We start from the raw sequence: 24,751 nt of genomic DNA, 5'->3' as shown, positions 1-24,751 counted from the left end.
CTTTCACCTTAAGAGCTATCACTAGCTGCTAACGGCACGGTATAAACCCTAACCGCCAACCTAAGCACTAAACCTAAGCACTAAACCTAAGCCTGTCAAACGACAGGCTTTTTTTATAATATTTATTCTACCGCGATCAACGATTAAACCTTTAACTTGCCATGGATTAAGACGTATTTGACCACTATGTCTCACGTTGCAGGCTCGCCTTTACTTTAATTTTGAACAAAATTACCAGCAATATAGCTAGAACTTATGCTAAACAGCTTCACTAACAAAGGGATAAGTGCGCTAAGTATTATTGAGACTGAAATCTAATAACACTTGCTTGTATCCCATCTGGGTAAACTAAAGGCCCACCTCTTGTGAACTGAACAAGTCTGTTGCTCAGTTCACTTTCACCAATGTTCAGTCTTTGGCCAGCAAGTTTGAACAGGTAGACTATTACAAGTAAAAAGTGGCTGGCCAAACCAACAACTTTTATTGTCGAACAAGGTAAACGCTCAGCTCAGTGAGCGATTTTTCAGCAGAGATAAATTATATGCTATTATAGCTTAATATTTTTTTTACCCTTTAAGTAAGGCTTTATATGAAATTAACTTCTTTGCAATCAAAACTATTAGCTGCACTTATTGCCATACTCTTATTCTCTGCCGTTATTTATTTTTACTCATCAAAAGATACAGCGCTGCCTAAAATGACAGTGCAAGAAAAAAAGGCCAGGTTTAAAAACCTTATTATTCCGGCAGTAAACGATGTTTATGCTGAGCTTATGGTCCGATATAATAAGGTTTCAGCGTCACTAGAATCAGGTAGTGATGCCGATAAAATAGCCAAGCTGAAAGTGGAATATAAAGCAAAAAGCGATGCAGAGCTTTTAATGGCACTAAAACCACACCCTAAAAGTATTGCGATTGCACAAGCGGCAATGGAAAGTTCTTGGGCAACATCTCGTTTTTTTAGAGAAGCTTATAATATATTCGGTGTTTGGTCGTTTGATAAAGATGAACCTAGAATTGCTGCCCTTAAAAAACGCGGTGATAAAACTATTTGGGTAAAAGAATATTCATCGATAAAAGCCTCTGTTAGCGACTATTATCGAACCATTGCCCGTGGTGGTGCATTTAAAGAGTTTAGAAAATTAAAAATGAAAACCGATGACCCATTTGCTTTAGTTAAAAAATTAGACCGTTATTCTGAAAAAGGTGCAGAATATGGTCATGAATTAACCTCGATTATTAAGTTTAATAAATTTCATCAACTTGATGCTAATAACTAAAATACGCATAATTCAAGTAGTATGCACTAAAATTAGCGCTAAAATTAGCGATGAAGTTAGCGATGAAATTTAATCTCACCTTAGATTTATAGCATTGAAATATTTCATATAGGCTAAAGAAATAAGTTAGAGAAATTTTTAAGCGACAACAAGCCTATTGATGACAGCCTGCAACAGATTTTATTGCAGGCTCATTGATGATGATGTTATGTCTCAGATCCAAAAATTTTTAGTTATTTACGCAGTGGTTGGGGTTTTCCAACTGCATATCCTTGGACATAATTCACTCCCAGTGTTTTCAATACAGCTAACGTCTGATCATCTTCAACCCACTCGGTAATAGTTTGCATATCCATCACCTGAGCAACATCATTGATCGACTTTACCATCGCTAAATCTATTGGGTCTTGAGCACAATTTTTGACCAAACTGCCATCAATTTTCAAATAATCTACCTGCAGGTTTTTCAAGTAAGTAAAAGAATACATACCTGAGCCAAAATCATCTAGGGCAAAACGACATCCCAATGCTTTTAAGCTACTAATAAAGCGTTTAGCTTGCTGTATATTTCTTATCGCTGAGCTTTCTGTGATTTCGAAACAGAGTTTATTGCACCATTGAGGATTGTTTTTTAAACTATTTGTCAGAAAAGCTAAAAATCCCTCATCACTCAAAGATTGAGCAGAGATGTTGATACTGCAAAGTAATAAGCCATTGAGTTCATCAGGATATTGTTGGAAAAATTTAAGCGCGGAATTAAGCACCCAACGATCAATCTGGATCATCATGTTATATCGCTCAGCCGCAGGTAAAAATGCCCTAGGGCTAACCAATGTGCCATCGTCTTCTTCTAGACGTATTAATAGCTCATAGTACTTACCCGGTGGGTTTTCATCCAGTGGCAGTATGGCCTGACGATAAAGTACAAAGCTGTCATTTTCAAGTGCGGCGGTAATACGCGCCACCCAATGCATTTCTCCATGACGCTTTGATGTTTCTTCATCTTCTTCGGTATACACATGTACGCGATTGCGGCCAGCATCTTTAGCCATATAACAAGCGACATCTGCGGTACTTAAGCTCTGACTGTAGTTTGCTGTATTTTTATCAATAACCACTAAACCTATGCTAAGCCCTAAAGTAAAACTTTTGTCATGCCATATAAAACGAAATTCTTCCACTTGTTGGCGTAACATCTCAGCAGTATTTGTAGCCTGCGCTAGAGTACAATTGAGCAATAGCACACCAAATTCATCGCCCCCTAGTCGCGCTAAAGTATCACTCCCTCTTATGCGAGCTTGCAAGAGGGATGTCAATTGCACTAACAATTCATCACCGGCCAAATGGCCACAAGTATCATTAACTATTTTGAATTGATCTAAATCAATGTAGAGCAAGCTGTGTTGACAATTTTCCACCCTAGCAACCGACACGGCATGTTCAAGTCGTTCTTCAAATTCGATGCGGTTAACCAAGCCGGTTAGCGAGTCATGTTTAGCCCTATGTTCTAACTTTTGCGTAATCAAATGCATTTCAGTAATATCGTACAAAATCAATACGCAACCAATGGCCTGACCGAGTTTATTTTTAATCGAAGTTAAGGTGCATCGTAAAATGTATTTTTGTGCACTAATTAATAAACCCATGGTTGCAGAGCTGTCGCCAGACATCGCCTCATCAATGCAATTTAATAATAATTTTTCCATCGAGTGGTGATCAGTAATATCCAATAAAGGCATTACCTGATACAACAGTTGTCCTTGAGCTTTTTTTGATGACCACTGGGTAATAGTTTCAGCTACTGGGTTGAGATTATTAATTTTACCGTTTATGTCCATAGTGATCACGCCCTCACCAATCGACAATAAAGTAACCTGAGATAACTCTTTCTCGCGATATAAAGCGTCTTGCGCTGCGCTGAGTTGTTTATAACGTTGTTGTAACTCTGTACGAGCCCGCAATAATATAAACATGATCCAAAATACACCGATAGCTAAACTAAAGGCTAATAACGACAACACAATAATATCCCAACGCCACAACTGACTTTGGTAGCGATCAAGTCGCAGAGCAATATTATAGCCCGGTGGCGACAATGCTACTGTTTGGCTAAGACGTATATCCTCGTTATCTTTTAGTAAGCTACGATCAACCACCTGGCCATCATGGGTGATCATGCTGACACCAAATTGATGTAAAATTTCATCACTAACCACAGTTTTAAACAAAGCGGGAATTGAATATACCCCGGCGAACAACCCCATAAATTCATTGCCACGATAAACCGGCACCCAAACCTCAAAAGACGCAGGCCCCTGAATGGCGACGAATGGGTGAGTGTAAACTGGCAAACGCAACTCTTTTGCTAAGCGAGACGCACGACGAGGCTCTTTAAGGTCAACTTTAAGACCTATGATTTGTTCATTTCCGGTTAAGGGAGCAACGTTGCGAATGATAAATTGCGCATCAATCCAAGTAATATTGATCAACTCTGGATGAGCACTGACATAATGACTCACTCGCTGTTGAAATTTCTGATGGGTTAAGTTATCTGATGTACGTGCCAAATTTAATAGCCCAATATAATCTAGGCTTTCCTTCAAGCGTTGACGAATATCAACTCGAATGGTTTCCGCTTTTTCAAGTAGTTGTTGGCGTTGTGCATTATTGATTGAATAGTAGCTTAACCCTGTGATAACCGCACAAAGCAAAATAAAAGCCCCTGCCAGTGCTGCTGGGCCAGTCCAGGTTAACTTATAGAGCATTTGCCTGAAAAAACATATCAGCAATACAATCGCCATGCAGGCCACTATAACAATATTTGATATTAGCGTTAACGGTTGAGTATCTTGTTTTATCGCCAACTGCCAAACACTATTGGGTAGGTCAATATTAACCATTATGGCTGTTTTGTCTGCCTCGCTAAACAAATCATTATTGCCCCAGAATGCTGGCTGCCATCTATTGTTGATTTTTTTACGTAAAGCTAGGCTTTGCTCATTCCCCAAACTAAGCAGATCTGTCTCTTGTAATAACTCATCCCAGTCTAAGAGCAGAATGCTTAAGCCCCAGCTTTGTGTGCTCTGATTAGCCTTGTTTTTGATATGAACCGGTTGACGCACGATCAAAGCAAGCCCGCCCTGTCGTAAATTTAAGGGCCCTGAAATAGTGGCGGTGTTACTCTGATAAGCCAATAACACGTCCGCTTTCCGATTAACATCGGCGAGGAGATCATGCCCCAAAGCAGCTTTATTATTGGTCAAAGGATAAATATGTGATAACACGCTATTACGTGCTAATTGCAGGCTACGTAAACTTGGATGGCGTTCAAACATACTATGTGCAATGACTTCAAAATCAGATTGATCTATTTCTGGTGATAACTGCACATAAGACTCAAGCTCATCAAGCATAAATAGCCGTGAATCGATGCTGTCTTCAATCTTGTCCGACATGAGCGATAATTTTTGCTTAAGAATATTATTTCGCTCATTAGCCACGTTGGAGATGTAAATATTGCTGAGTAAAAATAATGCGCCAATAATTAAGGCGAGAAAAAATAGAAAGGCTCCTGAAGTACCAAAACCAAAAAACCTCAACACATCAAGTTTTTTCTGGGGTAATTCTTGCTGATTATATGGTTTCAACAGCGGCTCCGTTAGGCGTAAAAATTACAAATAGTATTCTGAATTTCATCAATTTTGTACCTTATATTAAGCCAGAATATCACAAGTTTGGTTTTCTACATCAGCTAATAATGATGATTAAAAATTTTAATTTCAACAGATAGATTAAAAAATTAGAACCTTGGTATCACTCGATGCCGAGTAGGCGTTAATCACTTTATCTTTTTATCGTAAGCTTTGTTGCTTTTTGCCGTTGACGGTTATTATCTAGCGAACAGGCACTTTGCTCACCGCTAGCAGGATAAAAATACAACTTAATAACGCTGCAAGTGCTCGCTGATATTAAAGCTTTGAACTATTTAGCTAACAAAATCAGTCTTTCAACTCGTTAACCCAGGCTAATCTCTAGCCCATACTCAACGTCAGCTCAGCGATTATCTAAGACAAAAACTTTATAACAACAAAGGCTTTATGTTAATCTATAAAAAATCAGACTAATAAAAATAATCCTGTTGAAAATTATCAATGCCCTAAAGTTTTTCATTCGTTCAGCTAGCTACGGTGTCCTGTTTGCGTTGGTTTTGTTGATACTAGTACCTGAGCTGCGTGAAAAAAACATACTTCCTTGGCAGTTATTTACCAGTGTCGAGAAAATACAAGCGCCTTTGTCTTATGCAAAAGCAGTACGTTTAGCTGGCCCTGCTGTAGTAAATATTTACTCTGAAGAAATTCAAGTAAACCCAACTTATGGCCGCCAACCGCGCAAAGTAACCCGCTTAGGTAGTGGCGTTATTATGCACGGCCAAGGTTATATTTTAACCAACTACCATGTGGTACAAAGTGCTGATTTAACTGTAGTGGTTTTACAACGAGGCCAAGAGCTTCATGCTGAACTCATTGGTTATGATGTTTTGACCGATCTTGCTGTCTTAAAAGTACAAGCGAACAATTTGCCGGTTATTCCTCAAATGAGCACATTAACACCGCAAGTCGGTGACGTAGTATTAGCCATAGGTAATCCGCTAAATTTAGGACAAACGGTTACTCAAGGCATTGTCAGCGCAACCGGACAAAGTGGGCTAAGCACCAGTTATTTACAATTTTTACAAATGGATGCTGCTATTAATGAGGGCAACTCTGGTGGTGCTCTGATAAATTCTAATGGTGAGTTAGTCGGCATTAATTCAAGAAAATTTACCCAAGCGAATCCTAATCTCAATATTCAGGGCATATTTTTTGCTGTACCTTATCAATTAGCACGTACCATTATGTTAAAAATTATTGAACATGGTCGCGTGGTGCGTGGCTGGCTTGGTGTTGAGGCAAACGATTCTGTGACCAATCTTAAGGGCTTTATTATTGGTGCAGTAACGCCAGAGAGTCCGGCCATGAAAGCTGGATTACAATCAGGTGATGTGGTTTATCAAATAGACGATATTCGATTACAAAATGCCAAACAAGGCTTAGACGTTGTAGCTGAAGCTGCGCCAGGTACAGTATTGAGCTTTATGATCTCTCGCGATAATCAACAATTAACCTTACCTGTGACTATTGTTGAAGTACCAAAGTAAATCCTGCCAGCAATTCACCAAACAACTCACCAGGCAAATAAAAATCCCAGCAAAGTAGCTGGGATTTTTTATCACTCGCTAACCATTAATTAAGCTTAGTTAATGGTGATACGGGTGATATTTGCGCCTAACGCTTGCAGCTTATCTTCAATTTTTTGATAGCCACGATCAATATGATAAATACGGTCTACTTGCGTTTCAGTACTTGCAACGAGTCCGGCGATAACTAAGCTCGCAGAGGCACGTAAATCAGTCGCCATCACTTGCGCACCATTTAACTGCTCCACACCGGTACTTATGGCTATATTGCCTTCAAGACTTATATTTGCCCCCATACGCTGTAGTTCAGGCACATGCATAAAGCGATTTTCAAAAATCGTTTCGGTTGTTGTTGCCGTGCCATCAGCTATCGCATTAAGGGCAACAAATTGTGCTTGCATATCAGTTGGAAATGCCGGATGAGGTGCGGTGCGTATATTGACCGCTTTTGGCCTTGAGGTCATTTCCAGCTCTATCCAGTCATCACCTGTAGTGATATCTGCGCCAGCTTCTCTTAACTTAGCCAGTACCGCGTCTAAAGCTTTAGGATCAGTGTTTAAACACTTTACTTTACCTTGAGTGACCGCCGCTGCAACTAAAAATGTACCGGTTTCTATGCGATCTGGCATGACTGAATAACTTGCACCATGCAGTTTTTCAACGCCGGTAATCGTTAAGGTGTCTGTGCCTGCGCCTGAAACTTTAGCACCCATGCCGTTTAAACAATGCGCTAGATCGACAATTTCAGGCTCACGCGCTGCATTCTCGATAATAGTAATGCCATCAGCCAAAGCTGCAGCCATCATTAGATTTTCAGTACCGGTAACACTGACGGTGTCCATAAAGATAGTCGCACCTTTAAGTCGACCACTATTGCGCGCAATGATATAACCATTTTCAACCGCTATGTCTGCACCCATCAGCTTTAAGCCATGAATATGCAAGTTAACCGGTCGCGCACCAATGGCACAACCGCCAGGTAAAGACACTTCAGCATGACCAAAACGTGCCAGTAAAGGCCCTAAAACCAAGATAGAAGCGCGCATAGTTTTCACTAACTCATATGACGCGCGACAATGCGCGATGCTACTAGCATCAATCATCAAGCTACTCTCATTAAGCCACTGGCATTTAGCACCTAATTGTGACAAGAGTTTAATCGTCGTTTCTATATCATTAAGTTTCGGAACATTGGAAAAAGTAACCGGAGTTTCTGAGAGCAATGCCGACATTAGAATAGGTAATGCCGCATTTTTTGCGCCTGAAATAGTCACTTCGCCATGTAGTGGTTGCCCACCAATAATTTTAAATGCGTCCAAGAGTATATTCTTTTATGTCGGTGTGAATTAAAGGGGTAGGTTAAACATTTTTTCACGGCGCCAGTCAGACGTTGTGAAGGTTTTAATGGATACCGCGTGAATGACACCTTCGTTAATAATTTTCGCTAAAGGAGCATAAATAGTTTGTTGTTTTTTCACTCGGCTTAAATCACCTAAAAAGTCAGCAATGGCAATTACTTTACATTGTGAACCATCGAATGCTACATGAATCTCGTCTAATTCAACGGCATCGGTAATTAATTTTTCTATCTCTTTTACTTCCACTTTTTGCTCCAAATAGCGTGTAGATTAAGGGGTTTCTATCGGCAATAACGTATCAACTGCACTTAACGTTGCCAGTTTTAATAAATCTTCAGGTAAATTAATCAAACTGATATGACAAGCTTTGCTGGCCGCCAGTTCAATTAATAATAAAATCCATGCTAAGCCTGCGGTGTCAACTTGACTCACCTTAGCCAAGTCAATAATAATTCGTTCATTATTGACTAATTTACGGTACTTTTTATCAAATGCAGGCGTTATTGTAGCACGGGTTAACGCACCACTAAAAATCGCTTTTTGCTCTGCTTGTTGGACTTCTATCATTTTTATCTACTAACAACCTTATAATACGCTACTTTGTCTGTATGCTTGGCAAAAATTAACTTTTATGATTTAAAAACAATACTCTTTGCACTTTTTTCTTTTAGCATTTCAGTGACATGAGCTAGCCCTTTTTGACGGATCAAACCACTTAACTCCGCTTGTTTGCTGTCAAGTAAGCTGACACCTTCTGCTACCATATCATAGGCTTTCCAGTCGCCGGTTTTTTTATGCTTACGCACACGAAAGGAAATATTAATTGGACCGCGACCTGGCTCTATTACACTCGTATCAACAGACACTACGCGATGCTCAGCAAAATCTTCTGCCGGTGCAAATTCGACCTTTTGGTTATCGTACAAGGTAAAAACCTGCGCATAAGCGGTGATAAGATACTCACGAAATGCCGGTACAAACTCAGCTCGGTCAGCCTGATTGGTTTTCTTGAAGTTGCTACCAATCACTTTATAAGCGGCATATTGATAATTTATATACGGCATTAATTCTTCGCGAACGATGGTTTTCAATAAATTAGGCTCTGCACGTATCGCCACTTGTTCATTGGCAAAACGCTTAAAAGTGATCTCGGCAACCGTTTTAATCATTTGATAAGGGTCTTTTTTATCAACATTTCCTGTAGCGCTAACCGATATCGACAAACCTAGCAGTGCTAAACAAAAAAAGCATTTTTTCATCGCATTATTTATCATCATTAATCACCGCTGCCTTGGCTGAATAAAAATTGACCAATCAGTTCTTCTAATATCAATGCAGGTTTGGTGTCTTCAATATAATCACCTGGTTTTAAGATTTCAACTGAGCTATGAATAAAGCCTGGTAACAAACCTACATATTGTTCACCTAATAAACCCGCCGTTAATATTGACACTGAAGTCGCTTCTGAGAAGTTATTATACTCGGCAAAAATTTCTAACGTCACTAAAGGCGTATAATCTGCACTGTCTAACGAAATTGCACTGACACGGCCGATGACAACACCCCCGACTTTTATTGGCGAGCGAACTTTCAAGCCGCCAATGTTGTCAAATTTGGCATATAACTGATATGTGTTGCCAGTTCCTGTAATACCGCTGTCAGCTACTTTTAGTGCTAGCATTAACAATGCAGCAATACCAATTGCAGCAAAGAGTCCGACCAATAATTCTATTTTTTTCGACACCATGTCTTCCACCAAATTCAAATAATATTTAACTAAATAACCGCTATAAATATTTACAAAAATTAACTTGTAAACATTATCGCGGTTAATACAAAATCTAATCCTAAAACTAATAGTGACGATTGCACTACGGTTGAAGTGGTTGCTCGGCTAATACCTTCAGAGGTTGGCTCACAAGCATAACCTTTATAAACCGCGATCCAAGTCACCACAAAAGCAAATACTACGCTTTTAATAATGCCATTTAAAACGTCTTTTTCGAAAGACACTTGTGACTGCATTACCGACCAAAACGTACCGCTGTCAACACCTAACCAATCAACACCAACTAAATGAGCACCTAAAATACCCACCGCAGAGAATATAGCCGCTAACAGTGGCAAACTGATAAAACCAGCCCAAAAACGCGGGGCAATAACACGACGCAAAGGATCTACGGCCATCATTTCAAGGCTAGAAAGTTGCTCTGTTGCTTTCATCAAACCTATTTCAGCGGTCAGCGCAGACCCAGCTCGACCAGCAAAAAGTAAGGCGGCAACCACTGGACCTAACTCACGTAATAACGACAAGGCGACCATTGGTCCTAAGCTAGCTTCAGCGCCAAAATCAACCAGAATAGTATAGCCCTGTAAAGCCAAGACCATGCCGATAAACAAACCCGAAACAACGATGATAACTAAAGATAATACGCCAACGGAATACAATTGGCTCAACAACAAAGGAAAACCTTTGCGTGGGTTTGGAATATGCAAGAGCGCTGATGCTAACATCAACAAAGCTCTACCTAAGCCTGAGACTTGTTCGATAATGCTATGACCCAATATTTGCAGCTGATTCACTTCTCAACACCTCGACCAATTAACTCTTCACTATATGACGCCGCAGGATAATGAAATGGCACTGGGCCATCAGCTTCACCTTTAACAAATTGCTGCACTAAAGGTGAGGTGTGCGCGTAGATTTCTTCCGGCGTACCTTGGCCAATAATTTTTTGCTCGGCAATAATATAAATATAATCTGCAATACTCATCGCTTCTGGAACATCATGAGAAACCACCACAGAGGTTAATCCCAATGCATCACCTAGTTGATGAATGAGCCGGACAATCACGCCCATAGAAATAGGATCTTGGCCAGCAAAGGGCTCATCATAAAGTATCAATTCAGGATCAAGCGCAATTGAGCGAGCTAAGGCTGCTCGACGCGCCATACCACCAGAGAGCTCATTGGGGCGTAAATTTCTTGCTCCACGCAAACCCACCGCTTCTAATTTCATTAGCACCATTTTTTCAATGATGTCTTCTGATAACTGAGTATGCTCGCGTATAGGAAAGGCGATATTGTCGTAGACACTCATGTCGGTAAACAAGGCACCACTTTGAAATAACATACTCATACGTTTACGTATGTCATATAACGCACTACGAGACAATTTAGGAATGTCGTGGCCATCGAAAAGGATCTGCCCAGACTCTGGTTTAATTTGACCACCAATTAAGCGCAATAACGTTGTTTTACCAATACCACTTGGCCCCATTATCGCGGTAACTTTACCTTTAGGAATAGACAAACTAATGCCATCATAAATAACACGCTCGTTACGCTTAAAGGTCATGTTTTTGATATCAACTAAAATTTCAGACATATCGCTTGGAATAACATCACTGTTAATTATTGTTTTATGTAGTAGAATTCTACCGCAGCGCAACACCTCAGTCATTACAAATTCACAACTATTTAGTGCTAAAAGAGTAACCAAAAGTATATAAATGTAACGCAAGTGTAAAGTTAGCGTAATGAATAAGCCTTTTTTTTGGCTTAGTTATTTTATTGTCAATCCACGTGCCAATAATATCAGAAAAAGTTTATAATGCTTTTCGCTCACGTTATGTTAGCAAAATGAGTATTAATTGAGTGTCATCGGTTACCATCAGTGGTTTATAATTCCTCTTTGTCTTTCATCAATTAGCACAAACACTATTTATTTATCTTAGCCAAACAGGAGCTTTGAATGTTCATCCAAATTTTGATCTTATTACTTTCACTAATCACTTTAGTGTGGAGTGCAGACAAATTTGTATTTGGTGCCTCAGCATTAGCACGAAATCTGGGTATTTCTCCCATGATAATTGGCTTAACTATTGTTGCTATGGGCTCTTCAGCACCTGAAATGATGATAGCGGTCACCGCTTCTTTACAGGGTAATGTAGATACTGCCGTCGGCAATGCCATTGGCTCAAATATTACCAACATTGCGTTAGTGTTAGGCTTAACCGCACTGTTTCATCCTTTATCCGTTTCCTCAACGACCATTAAACGTGAAATCCCGCTTATTTTGGTTGTTACGGCTATCGCGACCTATATGCTAGCAAACAGCAACTTTAGTTTTAATGAAGGCTTAATACTGATTATTGGTTTTGTACTTTATATCGCCACCTTACTTGTCGTCACGTTAAGGCGTGCAAAACAAAACCCTATCGACGATAAAATGGTCTTAGAAGCAGAACAAGAAGTGCCTGATGGGGTCAGTACCAAACAATCGGTAATCTGGTTAGTGGTCGGTATGATACTACTGCCGCTCAGTGCTAGTTTTCTGGTTGACTCATCAATATTTATCGCCAAAGCTTTTGGTATTAGTGATTTAGTCATCGGCTTAACGGTTATTGCTATTGGCACTAGCCTACCTGAGTTAGCTGCCAGTATTATGAGTATCATAAAAAAAGAAGATGATTTAGCGCTCGGTAATATTATTGGTTCAAATATCTTTAATATTCTTGCGGTTTTATCGTTAGCTGGCTTAATTGCGCCGGGCGATATCGATAATGCCGCCGCGGTGCGTGACGCGCCATTTATGCTGGCAACAACCTTCTTATTATTTATACTTTGTTTTAGTCGAGGTGGAAAGTTTCGCATCACGCGGGCGAAAGGGTTACTATTATTAGCCGTATTTATTGGTTATCAAGTGCTACTTTTTAGTCAAATCAACAGGTAACAAGTGGTTTATAGCAATGAAAAACTTTAAACAATTAGCCCTAAATGTCATTAACATTGAGCAGCAAGCTATTGCACAATTGTCGCAATTTATTGACGACGACTTTGCTCAAGCTTGTGAGTTAATGTTTAATTGTCGGGGCCGCGTCATCGTGATCGGTATGGGCAAGTCGGGCCATATTGGTGGCAAAATTGCCGCAACTTTAGCCAGTACCGGCACACCCGCATTTTTTATTCACCCGGGGGAAGCAAGCCATGGCGATCTAGGTATGGTGACTGTTGATGACGTGGTACTGACCATTTCTAATTCGGGTGAAACTGGCGAAGTCTTGGCCATTATTCCGGTTCTAAAGCGTATCGGCACAAAACTCATCGCCATGACGGGTAATCCTGACTCTACGCTGGCTAAACTTGCCGATAGCCATGTTTGTGTAAAAGTAGCACAAGAGGCTTGCCCATTAGGCTTGGCACCCACCTCTAGCACCACAGCAGCCTTAGTTATGGGCGATGCCCTAGCGGTGGCTTTATTGAATGCGCGCGGCTTTACTGCCGATGATTTTGCCTTATCTCACCCCGGTGGCAGCTTAGGTAAAAGGCTATTATTACGCTTGGCCGATATCATGCACAAAGACGAACGTCTGCCAACAGTAAGCCAAGCAGCTAAAATAAAAGATGCCTTAGTTGAAATGTCACTAAAAGGCTTGGGTATGACCGCTGTTGTTGACGCAAACAATAGCTTAATAGGCCTGTTTACTGATGGTGATTTACGCCGTATTTTAGATGAAGAAATTAATATTCACCAAGACAGCATTACCAGCGTAATGACAAAAAACCCTTTAGTGGCTAAGCAAGATATGCTGGCGGCTGAAGCATTAAAGATCATGGAAGACAAAAAAATTAATGGCTTAATTATTGTTAACGATAATAACCAACCCATTGGCGCGATGAACATGCATGACTTATTAAAATCTGGAGTGCTCTAAAGTTGAACAGTTTATACGGAAAAGTAGCGCAAAGTGTTTGGCAAAAAGCGCAAAAAATCAAACTCTTTGTTTGTGATATAGACGGCGTTTTTTCAGATGGTCGTATTTACTTAGGTAATAATGGTGAAGAATTAAAAGCCTTTCATACTAAAGATGGTTATGGCGTTAAAGCCTTAGGTGCAAGCGGCGTTGATGTAGCGGTGATCACGGGCAGAACCTCAACTATTGTGCAAACCCGGATGAGTGCATTAAATGTTAAGCACATAGTACAAGGTGAAGAAAATAAGCTACCGGCTTTAAAAGCTATGCTCGCCGCATTAAAGTTAGCGCCTGAACAAGTGGCTTACATCGGCGATGATATGCCAGATTTTGACTGCCTTAATTATGTTGGTTTTAGTATTGCGGTTAATGACGCACACCCCGCCATTTTAAAATCTTGTGACTACATCACCTATACCCGAGGTGGTTTCGGCGCCGTGCGCGAGACTTGCGATCTTATTATGCAAAGCCAAAACACCTTAGCTGATGCCACGGGTTCAAGCGTATGAATCGCATATACCTTGTTAGTATAAGCTTATTTTTATTGGCCTTAACCACCTATGGCTTACTTGAATGGTATGGCGCGAAGGAAGAAACCAGCAACATTCTCGATACCGCGAATAACCCTGAATTTATTGCTGAAAACCTTAACAGTGATGTTTATAAAACCACTGGGGCATTATCTTATAATGTAGAAGCAAAACGCATGGAACATTATGCTGAATTAGGGGTCACACACTTTGAATATCCACGCTATACCTTATACCCAAGGAACAACAAACCTACTTGGCAAATCACCGCCAATGAAGGCACCTTGTATAATAACAATCGCGTAAAATTAGCAAATCGCGTACGTTTAATCGCCACTGATAAAGAAAGTTTGATACAGGAAGTGCATGGTAAAAATTTAGAAATGGACTTAAAAACTAATATTATCAGCTCAGAGCAAACTATCTTAATATTAGGTAAAGGATTTACTATGTATGGCTCAGGATTAATTGTAGACTTAAACACAACACAGATGACATTGACCGAACATGTACAAACTATTTATAAAAAAATTAAAAAATAACTTATATTGTCTCACGGCGTTAGCATTATTAGTGCCTGTCGCAAGTGCAGAAAAATTTAACGTAGAACAAGAGATTAAAATATCTTCTTCACGCCAAGCTGCCGATCTCAAAAATAAAATATTCAGTTATATTGATAATGTCATTATTTCTCAAGGCACACTAACCATACATGCCGAGTTAGTACAGGTTATCACCCAAGAAAACAGTGACAGCAAAATTTATATTGCCAAAGGCTCTCCAGCGACCTTTGAACAAACGCTTCAAGATGGTAGCCCAATCAATTTGCAAGCCAATGAAATCCGTTATGAGCCGAGTATGAATACCGTCGTTATTTCAGGCAATGCTCTCCTTAGCCAAGAAGGCAGTAAAGTGAGCGGCAGTAAAATCACCTACAATTTTGCCACAGAATATGTCAATGCCGAAAGCCTAGAAAATGCTAAAGTTGAAACCGTATTACAGCCAAAGAACAAAACTGAATTGCCTATAAAATCAAAGGATAAGCAAGAGTAAATGTCAACTTCTACATTATCAGCAACCGGCCTTGCCAAGTCCTATAAAGGCAGAAAAGTGGTTAAAAACGTCAGTATGCACGTTTCCGCTGGACAAATTGTTGGCTTATTAGGGCCAAATGGCGCAGGTAAAACTACCTCTTTTTATATGATTGTTGGCTTGGTAAAGAACGACAGTGGCTCAATTGTCTTAAATGATGAAGATATAACCTTACTGCCGATGCACGAGCGCGCGAGAAAAGGTATCGGTTATTTACCACAAGAAGCCTCTATTTTTCGTAAGTTATCGGTACATGACAACATCATGGCCATTTTACAAACACGTAAATCACTTAGTGATGTTGACCGACAAGAAAAACTTGAACATTTATTAGAAGAGTTCAACATAGGCCATATAAAAGATAACTTAGGCATGAGTTTATCTGGCGGTGAGCGCCGACGAGTTGAAATAGCCCGGGCATTAGCTGCAGATCCTAAATTTATATTACTGGATGAACCCTTTGCCGGTGTTGACCCGATTTCAGTAGGTGATATAAAAAAAATTATCCTACACTTAAAAGATCGTGGCATAGGTATATTGATCACAGATCACAATGTGCGAGAAACACTTGATGTTTGTGAGCATGCCTACATCGTTAGTCATGGCGAACTTATCGCTGAAGGTAATTCAAAGCAAATTCTTGCAAATCAACATGTAAGAGATGTATACCTTGGTGAACAATTCACGCTATAGTGAATAAAACCAATTGAATTAATGAATTTGAATAGGGAAAAGAAAACGTAAATGCGTCCTACTCTGCAACTCCGTATCGGACAACAGTTAACGATGACCCCGCAATTGCAGCAGGCGATCAAACTGTTGCAATTATCAACTTTGGATCTTCAACTAGAGATTCAAGAAGCACTTGAAAGTAATCCTTTGCTTGAAGTTGACGAAACGCACGATAACAATTCAGAAAGTACCCCTGACCATTTAGAAGCAGGATATTCGGTAACGGTAGGCGAAAACTCAGCAGCATCCTCTGATGGCAGCGAAGACTCCACTCCCTCGATAGACGAAATTAGCTCCTCTGAAGGTTTAGCAAAAACAGACATCCCCGAAGAACTCAACAGCGATAGCACATGGGATGATAACTTCAGTGCTGGTGTTAGTAGTGGCGGTGTTGGTCATGCCTCAGAAGATTATACTTATCAAGGTGAAACGAAAGACTCATTACAAGACCATCTAATTTGGCAAATGGAACTAACGCCCTTTACTGACACTGATAGAACCATTGCCATTGCCATTATTGAAGCCATAGATGAAGCAGGTTATTTAACCGTTTCAGCCGAAGAGATCTTAGAGAGTGTCGGTATTGATGGTGTAGAACTTGATGAAATTGAAGTGGTGTTAAAGCGTATTAACGTATTTGACCCCATTGGTGTTGCTGCCCGTTCAATTCCAGAGTGCTTGCGTATTCAGCTCAATCAATTTGCTAAAGATACCCCTTGGTTAGCGGAAAGCAAAATCGCTGTCAGCGAGTATATTGACTTGCTCGGTAATCGCGATTATCGTCAATTGATGCGTAAATTACGCTTGAAAGAAGAGCAATTACGCGAAGTTATTCGCCTAATACAAAGCTTAGATCCCCGTCCAGGTGATAGCGTCATCAAAAGTGAAGAACAATATGTTATCCCAGACGTGTCTGTTGAAAAGAAAAACGGCCGCTGGACAGTAGAGCTCAATCCTGACACTGCCCCTAAACTATCGGTTAATCAGCAATACGCCGCTATGTCTCGTTCAATGAAGTCATCTACTGATAATCAATTTATTCGCTCTAACTTGCAAGAAGCAAAATGGTTTATTAAAAGCTTAGAAAGCCGTAACGAAACACTTTTAAAGGTTTCAAATTGTATTGTGCAACGCCAACAAGGCTTTTTTGAACACGGACCTGAGTCAATGCGCCCTATGGTATTGAACGATATTGCCGAAGCCGTAGATATGCATGAATCAACCATTTCTCGTGTGACCACGCAAAAATATATGCACACACCTAGAGGGATTTTTGAGCTTAAGTACTTTTTTTCTAGCCACGTAAGTACTGAAAACGGCGGCGAATGTTCATCAACGGCTATTCGTGAATTAATTAAAAAGCTAGTGGCTGCCGAAGTACCTGCAAAACCACTCAGCGACAGTAAAATGGCAGATATTTTAGCAGAACAAGGTATACAAGTGGCAAGGCGTACCATTGCCAAATATCGAGAGTCACTTTCTATACCGCCATCAAATCAACGTAAAAGCCTATTGTAGGCAGTTTTATTCAGCCAATAAAGAGGATTGAAATATATGCAAATTAATCTTACTGGACACCATGTCGATGTTACCGATTCATTACGTGATTATGTCAATGGCAAGTTTGAAAAACTAGAGCGTCACTTTGATCATATCAATAATGTACATGTAGTATTAACGGTAGAAAAACAGAATCAGATTGCCGAATCAACGGTGCACTTAAGTGGCACTGAAGTTCATGCTAAGGCACAACATAGTGACATGTATGCATCGATTGATGCATTAATTGACAAGCTAGATCGCCAAATCTTGAAATATAAAGGCAAAATCAACAAACATTAGCGCCATTTCGCTATAGGTCTTAGAAGTTTATGAAGTTGCAAGACATCTTAACCCCGGACTGCACTATTTGTGCAGCACCGGGTGCCAGTAAAAAACGTATATTAGAATATTTAAGTCGCTTGGCCGCCGATAAACTCGACAGCCATGATACTTTTCAGCTTTTAGAAAGTTTAGTTAAGCGTGAAAGATTGGGCTCAACGGGCATAGGTAATGGCATTGCTATACCTCATGGCCGTTTAGAAAATGCTACGCCTACGAAACCTATTGCCGTGGTTATTACCACAGAACAAGCGATTAATTTTGACGCTGTTGATCATCGTCCCGTTGATATTTTTATCGCCTTATTTGTTCCTGAAGAAGAATGCCAGAGCCACTTGAGTACGCTGCAAAGTATCGCAAAAATTTTTCGTAACAAGCAATTTTGCAAGCAAGTGCGTAAATGCCAAAGTAATCAAGAACTGTTTCAGTTAATACAACAAGCGAGTTAAACACGGATGAAATTAATTATTGTAAGTGGCCGTTCAGGCTCAGGGAAAAGTGTTGCACTGCGTGTTTTAGAGGATTTAGGTTATTATTGTGTTGATAATATCCCTGTCAACTTGTTACCCGCACTTACCCATACGGTGATTAATGATTATGAAAATGTTGCCGTAAGTCTCGATGTTCGTAACCTGCCAGCCGATCCTAACGACGTACCCGAAATTATTGAATACCTGCCCAATGCAGTAGAATTGAGCATACTGTATTTAGATGCTGATGATAGTGACCTTATTCGCCGGTTCAGTGAAACGCGACGTTTACATCCGTTGATCAAGCAAAATATTGCGCTAGACCAAGCCATTGCCTTGGAGAAAAAATTACTTGAGCCCATTTCCAGTCGGGCAGACTTATACATCAATACCAGTCAACTAACACCACACCAACTCGCTGACTTAGTTAGAGAGCGAATTCTGGGTAAAACGTCTGGTTCAATGGTGGTTGTGTTTGAATCATTTGGTTTTAAACATGGTGTACCACAAGATGCTGATTATGTTTTTGATGCACGCTTTTTACCTAACCCATTTTGGGATAAAGAGCTAAAAGGCTACACAGGTTTAGACAAACCGGTACAAGACTTTCTTGCTAGCCAGCCCATTGTGACTAAATTTGTTTGGCAAATTAACAGTTTTATGATGACCTGGTTACCCCACTTAGAACGTAATAATCGCAGTTATATCACCATTGCTATTGGTTGTACGGGTGGCAAGCATCGTTCGGTTTATATTGCCGAATTACTGGCAAATAATATGCGTAAAGAGCGTAAAGATGTGCAGTCTCGCCACCGTGATTTAACCGTTGAAGGCACATAGCTAAGATGAGCAAGCCGACGAGCCGTAATGTACTTATCATCAATAAACTTGGGCTACATGCCCGAGCGGCTTCTAAGCTTGCCCAATTAAGCCAAAAATTTACCGCTAAAGTCATTATTGAATTAGACGAAAACCGAGCAGACGCGAATAGTATTATGGGCCTAATGCTGCTGGCAGGCGCCCAAGGTAAAACCGTCAAGGTTATTGCCTCTGGCAAAGATGCTGAACAAGCCTTAGCAGAAATTTGCCAACTCTTTAGTAACAAATTTCATGAAGCCGAATAGTAACAGAGCGCTTTTTCCTTGCTAAGCACGTGCTTAAGTCAATAAAAAAGCTGCTAAAATGGCTAGATTACGGTAAACTCTACGCGGATAATTATTAACGAACCCTAGTAATTAAAATAATATACTAGCCAATTTAGCGCTACATTAAAGCCTTTAGAACAAGCGAAATAACTCAAGCATACCCGTTTTCAACTTTGTCTCCTGAGTCGCACTACCGTCCAAATCTATCGGCGCTTATGTTTATTTATTTGCTATAACAAAACCTTAATAGTTATCTCTCATAATAGGATCTGTTTAACTTGCTGGGTTAACATTGAACTCGCTTCAGTGGTGTTAGATAAACCCAAAGATAATAGTGTTAGTTTGCAAGGGCTATGGCGTGCTCATACGTCTATGTAGCCAGCCACACATCATGTGTTTGCTGAGCCTACCTACTAAACAAACTGCACTAAAGTAAGTTCAACAATCCCTAATAATTTTCAGTTTTCGTTTTACAACGGCAAAAGGTGAATATATGCCGGAAGGTTCTAAACAAGAATACAATCATCAGCGCCTTCAGCAGGTTAATGATGCCCTCGATAGTGGTATGTTTGTCCATGTTCGCAAGCTATTGCAAGACATGCCCGCTTACGATCTCGCTTTATTATTAGAGTCATCGCCAAGCAAAAGCCGTGTCGCACTTTGGCAGCTTATTGATGCCGATCACCACGGTGATGTACTCGAAGAGTTAAACGAAGAAGTTCGAAAAGGCATTCTGAAAAATATTCATCCAGAAAAACTAGCTGCCGTTGCAGAGGGAATGGATGTTGATGATTTAGCTGAAGTTTTCAGAACACTGCCTGACACAGTTTATCAGGAAGTGCTTAACGCGATGGACTGGCAAGATCGCCATCGTGTTGTAGCTGCACTTTCATTTGAGGAAGACACGGCCGGCGGTATCATGAATACCGATACCATCTCTATTCGTCCTGATGTTACGGTAGATGTGGTGCTACGTTATTTACGACTTCGCGGTGAATTACCTGAAGCAACCGACTCTTTTTATGTCGTTGACAGAGCCGATCATTTCCTTGGTTCAGTGTCTTTATCCGCTATTGTTACTGCCAAAGCAGAAACCATTATCTCAGACCTCATCAATAAAGATATTCAAGCCATTACCGCCGATATGAATGAAAAGGATGTCGCGCAGCTATTTGAGCGCTACGATTGGTTTTCTGCCCCTGTTGTCGATCACGAAGCACGACTACTGGGTCGTATTACCATAGATGATGTTATTGATATTATTCGTGAGGAAGCCGAGCATTCTATGATGAGTATGGCGGGTCTAGATGACGAGGCTGACACCTTTGCTCCGGTCTTGAAAAGTACCCAACGCCGTTCTATTTGGTTAGGCGTGAACTTAATCACCGCTCTTATGGCTGTCGCAGTGTCGAGCATGTTTGAAGGCATTTTAAATCAACTGGCTATTTTGGCGGTGTTAAACTCTTTAGTGCCTAGCATGGGCGGCGTCGCCGGCAACCAAACTTTAACCTTAGTCATTCGCGCTATGGCCTTAGGCCATGTTGGTGAAAGTAACTCGCGAATTTTACTCTATAAAGAATTGGCCATTGGTTTTTTTAATGGCCTAATTTGGGCGGTGTTAATCGCTTCAGTTGTGGCGATTTGGCAGCAAAACTTAATGCTGGGCGCCATCATTGCCTTTGCCATGTTAATGAATATGACGGCGGCTGGCATTGCCGGTGTTACCGTGCCATTAATGTTGAAAAAAATGAATATAGATCCCGCCTTAGCCGGTAGTGTTATTTTGACAACGGTTACTGATGTCGTGGGTATATTTGCCTTCTTAGGCACAGCGACCTTGCTGCTAGGAAAATAAACCATAGCGATAAGCTTTCAGTTTAAAGCTGTCAGTAAACAACTGAAACTAGTTACCGTTCACTTGTTTTTTCTGACAGCTGACAGCTTTTAACTTCAAACTTCTATTATTTTTAACTGCCCGCTACTTGCATCTGGTTAACAATAATAGAACCGGTGCGAATACTGCCTCGCATGTCGGTATCGTTACCAATAGCGACAATGCCAGCAAACATATCCTGTAATTTACCTGCAATGGTAATTTCATCCACTGGATAAGCTATTTCGCCATTTTCTACCCAAAAGCCTGCTGCGCCACGAGAATAGTCACCGGTCACTACATTCACGCCTTGCCCCATCAACTCGGTTACTAACAAACCCGTGCCTAACGTTTTTAACATTGCATCAAAATCACCGCCCTGGCCTGCGTCTTTCATGCCGAGTTGCCAATTGTGAATACCACCGGCATGACCGGTTGATTTCATGCCTAACTTACGCGCTGAATAGCTAGTTAACAGGTAAGTGGCTAAACTGCCATCCGTAATAATTTCACGATCTAGGGTAGCGACACCTTCGGCGTCAAAAGCACTACTTGCCAAGGCCTTTTTCAAATGAGGGCGTTCACTAATACTTAAAAATTCAGGAAAAACTTGTTGGCCAATGGCGTCCATCAAAAAAGAAGATTGTCGATACAAATTACCGCCACTAATCGCGGCAATAAAATGGCCAAATAGGCTATTAGCCACATCAGCTCGAAACATCACAGGTACTTTAGCGGTCGCTAACTGACGAGCACCTAAGCGTGATAATGTTTCTTTAGCCGCTTGTTGCCCTATGGTGGCTGCACTTTCCATCGCGTCAAATTCACGACTCACGGTATAAGCATAGTCGCGCTGCATGTCTTCACCTTCTTTGGCAATCATCACACAACTTAAATTATGGCGCGTACTCGGATAGCCCACTAGCTGCCCCTGACTATTGCCGTAAACTTTAAAACCTTCAAAGCTCTCTAAGGTGGCGCCGTCTGAATTAGTAATACGTTTATCATAGCCAAGCGCGGTGTCTTCACAGGCTTTTGCTAAACTAATCGCTTGCTCTGTGGTTAACGCTTTCGGGTGATATAAATCTAAATCTTCAGGCGTCATCGACAATAAATCTTTATCTGCCATACCTGAGCATTCATCAACAGAGGTATATTTAGCAATATTGACCGCGGCTTCTATGGCTTGTTTTAAAGCTTTTTCAGATAAATCAGCCGTAGAAGCACTACCTTTACGACCGTCTTTGTAAACGGTAATGCCAAGCCCACCATCACTGGTAAATTCAACATTTTCAACCTCGCCTAAACGGGTACTCACGCTAAGACCTTGTTGGCGACTCATCGCAACTTCAGCACCATCGGCTCCGAGTGATTTAGCCATTGTCATGGCGTCATTAACACGTTTTTTCACATGTTCTATTTGCATTTGAATACTATCTGAATCGCTCATAGGTAAATTATTTCTCACATTTTATCGATACATGCAACAGGAATGTTTTTGCTGATACTGCTTTGTTGTATACTATAGGTAATTATCACTTTATTGCTTAACATTATGCCCCACTCTGCCAACGATATCGATGAATTAGAAGAAGAATTACTGAGTAAATCAGAAATAAAACGAGAAATGCATCGACTGCAAGACTTTGGCCTGATCATAGTCAAAATGTCGAAGCATCAACGCAGCAAGCTACCGCTGACTGATGAACTGAAAGCCGCTATGCTGCTAGCAGATAAAATCACCAATAAGCATGAAGCTATGCGTCGTCATGTGCGTCATGTCGCGAAAATACTGTCTGAAATGGATCTTGAGCCGATTAAGCAGGCAATGGACGTTATGGCCAATAAACATCAGCAAGAGTCGGTCAAATTTGAAAAGCTCGAAAAATTGCGTGACGACCTGATAGCAGACGGTAATGACACCATTGAAGCCTTGTTAGCCGAATGCGACAGCATGGAAAGGCAAAAGCTGAGACAATTAGTCCGTCAGGCGAAAAAAGAGCACGGTGCTGAAAAAATCGGCAAACATTACCGTGACTTGTTTACTTACTTAAAAGAACACGTAGTTTTTAAGTAAGTAAGGTTTAAGTACCTAAGGCTTAAGTAGCTAGGGTTTAAATCGCTATTAAAAAAAATAGCCCTTATAAGGGTACAAAAAAAGCGCCTTGATTTAAAGCTAAATCAAGGCGCTTTTTCTTGTTAAAACGCACAATTATAAAATACTAAACTTACTAAATACTTTATAGAGTTCAGTACCTTGATTGACACTCGCCGATGCAAAATGCAAAATAGGTATGACACTATGATCCAAGGTTATATAGTGTAATGGGTCGCCATCACCATAATTATCCATACGTAAAATACGCGCTAAGGGCTCTCCTGCCGCTAAAGGCTGACCAAATTGAGCTAAGTAATCCACCATGCCGCCCATGGGGGAATATAGTGCCTTGTAATCGGCTAACATACAGCTATAACGCGTCATGGTTTTCGGCTGGTAATCTTGGCTATTGATCACACCTTGATACTGCAGATAACTTAAAATACCTAAAGCATCTTCACGGGCAACCTCTAAATCAATCTGCTCTTGTGAGCCCAGCTCAACAGTAAAACTCTCTTTAATAATAACATCTTGGCCTTGATTAGCCTCAGTTTTAGTTATAGGGAAGTCACGGCCAAGGGCAGCAAAGGTCTGCTGTAACTGCCACCAAGGACAGAAAGTGGCTTCATCTAATGCACCGCCAAAGTCGTTAGGGATCAATAAAGTATGTGGAATATCAAAGTACTTTGCACTGGCTATGGCATATTCAGGACAATATAAGTGCTTACTAGAAATCGGCCCAGTGTGCAGATCTAAAACAATATCAGCTTGATGTGCTAGGCGTTGCAGTTGAAAGGCAATACGTTGCCCTGTCGTCAGGCCATAAATATTATGATTTAACTTTGCGGTTATTTGCTCCAGCATTAACGCTTTAAACGCGCGCTCAATTTCAGCGCTAGTCGCGGTTAAATGCGCTTGTGCAAACGGCGCAATAATATCGGCATCAAAATGAAACATCCGGTTCCAATTAACGCCGGTAATGGGATCAAATCGTCCTAAGGTATATTCCCCGTTTTTATGATTACAAGCGACAGGGTTGGCATAAGGCACGAGCGTAATACTGCCATTTAATTCAAGGGTTTTTAATTGCTCTAACAACTGAAAAATAACCGCATTGCCCTGCACTTCTGCGCCATGCATATTAGCCTGGATATAAACATCAGGCCCCTGCTGTTTACCCTTAATACGATAAACCGGCACGGTAAGCGCAGCACCACTGGCCATTTCACCGACATGCATCACTTCTTTACTGATTAAATTCATAAATAATCTCTTACCAATCGAACGACTTTATTGACTA

General features: G+C 40.7%; 25 protein-coding genes. 15 read left to right on the top strand and 10 right to left on the bottom strand.

Annotated features, from left to right (window positions below):
• Positions 1–589 precede the first annotated feature (589 nt).
• On the top strand, positions 590–1,279 hold the full coding sequence (locus tag H4J61_RS03910; protein ID WP_182183842.1) for a glucosaminidase domain-containing protein: 690 nt from the start codon (positions 590–592) through the stop codon (positions 1,277–1,279).
• Positions 1,280–1,512: 233 nt separating this feature from the next.
• On the opposite strand, the gene H4J61_RS03905 is transcribed toward H4J61_RS03910, so the two are convergent.
• Positions 1,513–4,926 (bottom strand): EAL domain-containing protein, encoded by a 3,414-nt coding sequence (locus tag H4J61_RS03905; RefSeq protein ID WP_182183840.1) that lies wholly within the window; start codon positions 4,924–4,926, stop codon positions 1,513–1,515.
• Positions 4,927–5,486: 560 nt separating this feature from the next.
• On the opposite strand from H4J61_RS03905, the gene H4J61_RS03900 reads away from it, so the two are divergent.
• A complete protein-coding gene (locus H4J61_RS03900; RefSeq protein WP_259363082.1) occupies positions 5,487–6,476 on the top strand; it encodes a trypsin-like peptidase domain-containing protein in 990 nt (329 codons plus the stop codon).
• Positions 6,477–6,571: 95 nt separating this feature from the next.
• Here H4J61_RS03900 and murA read toward each other — a convergent pair whose 3' ends face one another.
• From murA to mlaF, 7 genes are all read right to left on the bottom strand, one after another.
• Positions 6,572–7,834 (bottom strand): UDP-N-acetylglucosamine 1-carboxyvinyltransferase, encoded by a 1,263-nt coding sequence (gene murA / locus H4J61_RS03895; RefSeq protein WP_182183837.1) that lies wholly within the window; start codon positions 7,832–7,834, stop codon positions 6,572–6,574.
• Positions 7,835–7,861: 27 nt separating this feature from the next.
• Complete coding sequence (locus H4J61_RS03890) at positions 7,862–8,119, bottom strand: BolA family protein (RefSeq protein WP_182136679.1); 258 nt, start codon at positions 8,117–8,119, stop codon at positions 7,862–7,864.
• Between the two features lie 24 nt (positions 8,120–8,143).
• Entirely contained in the window at positions 8,144–8,440 is a 297-nt protein-coding gene (locus H4J61_RS03885; protein WP_182136680.1) for a lipid asymmetry maintenance protein MlaB, read from the bottom strand.
• 62 nt (positions 8,441–8,502) lie between these two features.
• A complete protein-coding gene (locus tag H4J61_RS03880; RefSeq protein ID WP_259363081.1) occupies positions 8,503–9,150 on the bottom strand; it encodes an ABC transporter substrate-binding protein in 648 nt (215 codons plus the stop codon).
• On the bottom strand, positions 9,150–9,620 hold the full coding sequence (gene mlaD / locus H4J61_RS03875) for an outer membrane lipid asymmetry maintenance protein MlaD (RefSeq protein WP_182136681.1): 471 nt from the start codon (positions 9,618–9,620) through the stop codon (positions 9,150–9,152). The genes H4J61_RS03880 and mlaD overlap by 1 nt, the downstream gene beginning before the upstream one ends.
• A gap of 59 nt (positions 9,621–9,679) precedes the next feature.
• Positions 9,680–10,456 (bottom strand): lipid asymmetry maintenance ABC transporter permease subunit MlaE, encoded by a 777-nt coding sequence (mlaE, locus tag H4J61_RS03870; protein WP_182136682.1) that lies wholly within the window; start codon positions 10,454–10,456, stop codon positions 9,680–9,682.
• Complete coding sequence (gene mlaF, locus H4J61_RS03865) at positions 10,453–11,262, bottom strand: phospholipid ABC transporter ATP-binding protein MlaF (protein WP_182136726.1); 810 nt, start codon at positions 11,260–11,262, stop codon at positions 10,453–10,455. Before mlaF ends, mlaE begins: the two co-directional genes overlap by 4 nt.
• 366 nt (positions 11,263–11,628) lie before the next feature.
• On the opposite strand from mlaF, the gene H4J61_RS03860 reads away from it, so the two are divergent.
• The 12 genes from H4J61_RS03860 to mgtE all read left to right on the top strand — a co-directional run bounded on the left by H4J61_RS03860 (position 11,629) and on the right by mgtE (position 21,335).
• Entirely contained in the window at positions 11,629–12,609 is a 981-nt protein-coding gene (locus tag H4J61_RS03860; protein ID WP_182136683.1) for a calcium/sodium antiporter, read from the top strand.
• A 16-nt stretch (positions 12,610–12,625) separates the two neighbouring features.
• Positions 12,626–13,591: a KpsF/GutQ family sugar-phosphate isomerase gene (locus H4J61_RS03855; protein WP_182183835.1), complete on the top strand. Its 966-nt coding sequence runs from the start codon at positions 12,626–12,628 to the stop codon at positions 13,589–13,591.
• A gap of 2 nt (positions 13,592–13,593) precedes the next feature.
• On the top strand, positions 13,594–14,139 hold the full coding sequence (kdsC, locus tag H4J61_RS03850) for a 3-deoxy-manno-octulosonate-8-phosphatase KdsC (RefSeq protein WP_182183833.1): 546 nt from the start codon (positions 13,594–13,596) through the stop codon (positions 14,137–14,139).
• Complete coding sequence (gene lptC / locus H4J61_RS03845; RefSeq protein WP_182136686.1) at positions 14,136–14,702, top strand: LPS export ABC transporter periplasmic protein LptC; 567 nt, start codon at positions 14,136–14,138, stop codon at positions 14,700–14,702. The genes kdsC and lptC overlap by 4 nt, the downstream gene beginning before the upstream one ends.
• Positions 14,668–15,213: a lipopolysaccharide transport periplasmic protein LptA gene (lptA, locus tag H4J61_RS03840; protein ID WP_182183830.1), complete on the top strand. Its 546-nt coding sequence runs from the start codon at positions 14,668–14,670 to the stop codon at positions 15,211–15,213. Before lptC ends, lptA begins: the two co-directional genes overlap by 35 nt.
• Positions 15,214–15,945, top strand: coding sequence for an LPS export ABC transporter ATP-binding protein (gene lptB, locus H4J61_RS03835; protein WP_182183828.1), 732 nt, complete (start codon positions 15,214–15,216; stop codon positions 15,943–15,945). It begins immediately after the preceding gene.
• 51 nt (positions 15,946–15,996) lie between these two features.
• A complete protein-coding gene (locus H4J61_RS03830) occupies positions 15,997–17,502 on the top strand; it encodes an RNA polymerase factor sigma-54 (RefSeq protein ID WP_182136689.1) in 1,506 nt (501 codons plus the stop codon).
• A gap of 36 nt (positions 17,503–17,538) precedes the next feature.
• The gene (hpf, locus tag H4J61_RS03825) at positions 17,539–17,826 is read left to right on the top strand and encodes a ribosome hibernation promoting factor (protein ID WP_146879615.1); all 288 of its coding nucleotides are present in this window, start codon (positions 17,539–17,541) and stop codon (positions 17,824–17,826) included.
• Between the two features lie 29 nt (positions 17,827–17,855).
• Complete coding sequence (gene ptsN / locus H4J61_RS03820; RefSeq protein ID WP_182136690.1) at positions 17,856–18,314, top strand: PTS IIA-like nitrogen regulatory protein PtsN; 459 nt, start codon at positions 17,856–17,858, stop codon at positions 18,312–18,314.
• A gap of 6 nt (positions 18,315–18,320) precedes the next feature.
• Positions 18,321–19,175 (top strand): RNase adapter RapZ, encoded by an 855-nt coding sequence (gene rapZ / locus H4J61_RS03815; RefSeq protein ID WP_182136691.1) that lies wholly within the window; start codon positions 18,321–18,323, stop codon positions 19,173–19,175.
• Between the two features lie 5 nt (positions 19,176–19,180).
• Positions 19,181–19,459: an HPr family phosphocarrier protein gene (locus H4J61_RS03810; RefSeq protein WP_182183825.1), complete on the top strand. Its 279-nt coding sequence runs from the start codon at positions 19,181–19,183 to the stop codon at positions 19,457–19,459.
• 514 nt (positions 19,460–19,973) lie between these two features.
• A complete protein-coding gene (gene mgtE, locus H4J61_RS03805; protein WP_182183823.1) occupies positions 19,974–21,335 on the top strand; it encodes a magnesium transporter in 1,362 nt (453 codons plus the stop codon).
• Between the two features lie 112 nt (positions 21,336–21,447).
• Here the strand turns inward: mgtE and pmbA are convergent, their stop codons facing one another.
• The gene (gene pmbA / locus H4J61_RS03800) at positions 21,448–22,803 is read right to left on the bottom strand and encodes a metalloprotease PmbA (RefSeq protein WP_182183822.1); all 1,356 of its coding nucleotides are present in this window, start codon (positions 22,801–22,803) and stop codon (positions 21,448–21,450) included.
• Positions 22,804–22,896: 93 nt separating this feature from the next.
• Here pmbA and yjgA point away from each other — a divergent pair, with 93 nt between their 5' ends.
• Entirely contained in the window at positions 22,897–23,430 is a 534-nt protein-coding gene (yjgA, locus tag H4J61_RS03795; RefSeq protein ID WP_259363080.1) for a ribosome biogenesis factor YjgA, read from the top strand.
• A gap of 135 nt (positions 23,431–23,565) precedes the next feature.
• Here the strand turns inward: yjgA and H4J61_RS03790 are convergent, their stop codons facing one another.
• Positions 23,566–24,714 (bottom strand): succinylglutamate desuccinylase/aspartoacylase family protein, encoded by a 1,149-nt coding sequence (locus H4J61_RS03790; RefSeq protein ID WP_182183820.1) that lies wholly within the window; start codon positions 24,712–24,714, stop codon positions 23,566–23,568.
• Positions 24,715–24,751: the final 37 nt, after the last annotated feature.

The sequence above is a fragment of the Colwellia sp. MB3u-4 genome (assembly GCF_014077065.1).
In the GTDB taxonomy this organism is placed as follows: Bacteria; Pseudomonadota; Gammaproteobacteria; order Enterobacterales; family Alteromonadaceae; genus Cognaticolwellia.
Note: the sequence above shows the minus strand (reverse complement) of the source record. Positions and strands in the feature narration are given on the sequence as shown.

Excerpts from the sequence above, each read along its gene's own strand:
- hpf (WP_146879615.1), top strand. The coding sequence starts at position 17,539 with ATGCAAATTAATCTTACTGGACACCATGTCGATGTTACCGATTCATTA.
- H4J61_RS03855 (WP_182183835.1), top strand. The coding sequence starts at position 12,626 with ATGAAAAACTTTAAACAATTAGCCCTAAATGTCATTAACATTGAGCAG.
- rapZ (WP_182136691.1), top strand. The coding sequence starts at position 18,321 with ATGAAATTAATTATTGTAAGTGGCCGTTCAGGCTCAGGGAAAAGTGTT.
- H4J61_RS03880 (WP_259363081.1), bottom strand. The coding sequence starts at position 9,150 with ATGATGATAAATAATGCGATGAAAAAATGCTTTTTTTGTTTAGCACTG.
- mgtE (WP_182183823.1), top strand. The coding sequence starts at position 19,974 with ATGCCGGAAGGTTCTAAACAAGAATACAATCATCAGCGCCTTCAGCAG.
- H4J61_RS03830 (WP_182136689.1), top strand. The coding sequence starts at position 15,997 with ATGCGTCCTACTCTGCAACTCCGTATCGGACAACAGTTAACGATGACC.
- mlaD (WP_182136681.1), bottom strand. The coding sequence starts at position 9,620 with ATGGTGTCGAAAAAAATAGAATTATTGGTCGGACTCTTTGCTGCAATT.
- H4J61_RS03910 (WP_182183842.1), top strand. The coding sequence starts at position 590 with ATGAAATTAACTTCTTTGCAATCAAAACTATTAGCTGCACTTATTGCC.
- mlaF (WP_182136726.1), bottom strand. The coding sequence starts at position 11,262 with ATGTCTGAAATTTTAGTTGATATCAAAAACATGACCTTTAAGCGTAAC.
- lptA (WP_182183830.1), top strand. The coding sequence starts at position 14,668 with ATGTACAAACTATTTATAAAAAAATTAAAAAATAACTTATATTGTCTC.
- pmbA (WP_182183822.1), bottom strand. The coding sequence starts at position 22,803 with ATGAGCGATTCAGATAGTATTCAAATGCAAATAGAACATGTGAAAAAA.
- lptC (WP_182136686.1), top strand. The coding sequence starts at position 14,136 with ATGAATCGCATATACCTTGTTAGTATAAGCTTATTTTTATTGGCCTTA.
- H4J61_RS03860 (WP_182136683.1), top strand. The coding sequence starts at position 11,629 with ATGTTCATCCAAATTTTGATCTTATTACTTTCACTAATCACTTTAGTG.
- H4J61_RS03810 (WP_182183825.1), top strand. The coding sequence starts at position 19,181 with ATGAGCAAGCCGACGAGCCGTAATGTACTTATCATCAATAAACTTGGG.
- ptsN (WP_182136690.1), top strand. The coding sequence starts at position 17,856 with ATGAAGTTGCAAGACATCTTAACCCCGGACTGCACTATTTGTGCAGCA.
- lptB (WP_182183828.1), top strand. The coding sequence starts at position 15,214 with ATGTCAACTTCTACATTATCAGCAACCGGCCTTGCCAAGTCCTATAAA.
- H4J61_RS03790 (WP_182183820.1), bottom strand. The coding sequence starts at position 24,714 with ATGAATTTAATCAGTAAAGAAGTGATGCATGTCGGTGAAATGGCCAGT.
- H4J61_RS03885 (WP_182136680.1), bottom strand. The coding sequence starts at position 8,440 with ATGATAGAAGTCCAACAAGCAGAGCAAAAAGCGATTTTTAGTGGTGCG.